This window comes from Rhodococcus sp. R1101, from assembly GCF_000278445.1.
Taxonomy (GTDB): domain Bacteria; phylum Actinomycetota; class Actinomycetes; order Mycobacteriales; family Mycobacteriaceae; genus Rhodococcus; species Rhodococcus gordoniae.
In genome coordinates, this window is record NZ_AJVB01000720.1 from 1 (window position 1) to 1,334 (window position 1,334).

At 72.4% G+C, this 1,334-nt stretch carries 1 protein-coding gene and 1 pseudogene; both read right to left on the minus strand.

The window, feature by feature from the left end; translation table 11 throughout:
• A pseudogene (locus tag R1101_RS0123560) lies at positions 1 to 452 on the minus strand (N-acetyl-gamma-glutamyl-phosphate reductase); the annotation flags it as partial.
• A gap of 60 nt (positions 453 to 512) precedes the next feature.
• The gene (locus R1101_RS0123565; protein ID WP_016935627.1) at positions 513 to 1,016 is read right to left on the minus strand and encodes a PspA/IM30 family protein; all 504 of its coding nucleotides are present in this window, start codon (positions 1,014 to 1,016) and stop codon (positions 513 to 515) included.
• Between the last annotated feature and the right edge of the window lie 318 nt (positions 1,017 to 1,334).

The following is a 1,334-nucleotide window of genomic DNA, read 5'->3' on the forward strand; positions in this document are numbered from 1 at the left end:
GCGTCGCGCTTGCCGGGCAGCTCGGGCATCCCGTAGGGCCAGGTTCCGGCGTGGTCGCTGCCGTACCAGCGTTGCCAGTCGGCGGCGTTCTCGAGCCGGAAGTCGGCACCGCAATCGATCACGACGGTGGTGTCGGGCAGCTGCGCGGCGATCACGGCGGAGTGGCCGTGCGGCAGGCCGAGGAAGACGACGTCGTGTCCGAGCAGGGTGTCGATGTCGGTGGCACCGAGCACGCGGTCGGCGAGCGGCAGCAGGTGGGGATGGAACTCACGTAGGGTGGCGCCGGCGTTGCCCCCGGCGGTGAGTGCGCCGATGACGAGGGATCCGTCCTGGCAGGCGGGATGGCCGAGGAGCAGGCGCAGGATCTCGCCGCCCGCGTAGCCGCTGGCGCCGGCCACGGCGACCCGTAGCGGCGACTCGGGGGTGGCGGTGAAGTCCGGTGAAGTACCCATACGAATGATTATGCACTCTCATGCAAATCGTTTCATACCGGGTGTCCCGTTCGGGGGAATTCACTCCGACCGCAGTGACCGCCGGATCTCGGCGAGACGGTCGGCGGCGGCCGCCCTACGATCCTCGTACTGCTCGTCGAGCGTGCGACCCGCCCCGGTCGCACGAGCCAGTTCCTCGGCGCCGAGCGCGGTCGCCGAGCGCTGCTCGATCTTCTCACGCACCGACTCGAAGGTCGGCACCCCGTCCGCGGTGTAGCCGGTGATCTCCTCGATCGTCGGAGCACGGACACCGGTGCCGACGACTCCCGCGTCGACCTTCCCCGGGTCGACGATCTCGGCGTCGTGGACCTGCACATCGTGCGGCGTCGCCGCATCACGCGGGGTCACGTCGGGATCGGGGCTCGGTTCCGGGTCGATCGGCGGCACGTCCGGGATGTCCGGGCCCGGCGGCACATCCGGCACCGTCGGCGTCTCCGGACCGGCCGGGGTCACGTCGGGGACGGGTTGCTCCGGCCTGTCGGGCTCCTCCGGGGACGGCACCCGGCCGTCTTCATCCTTGCTCATGCATCCAGGCTACGTCGCCCGGCTCCCGCTGCGTCCTGTTCGGCGCGAGCCTGCCTGCTCGCGCGGGCCCCGATCCGACGGTGCGCGATCGTGTCCTCGTGCCGCGAATCCACACGCTCGCCGGACACGTCCTCGACCGGGCGGGTCGCACGGTCGCCACGGTCCCGCCCGACGTGTGGCTGCCGGGCGGGGACACGCGCGTCCCCTCAGGCGCGTAGTTGCGCGCCGACCGCGGTGGCCGCGGCGGCGACGGCCGCCTCGCGGGCGGCGCTGGCCTCGTCCTCGGTGAGGGTGCGGTCTGCGGCACGGAAGCGCAGC

Coding starts and splice junctions, on each gene's coding strand:
- R1101_RS0123565 (WP_016935627.1), bottom strand. CDS start 1,016: ATGAGCAAGGATGAAGACGGCCGGGTGCCGTCCCCGGAGGAGCCCGAC.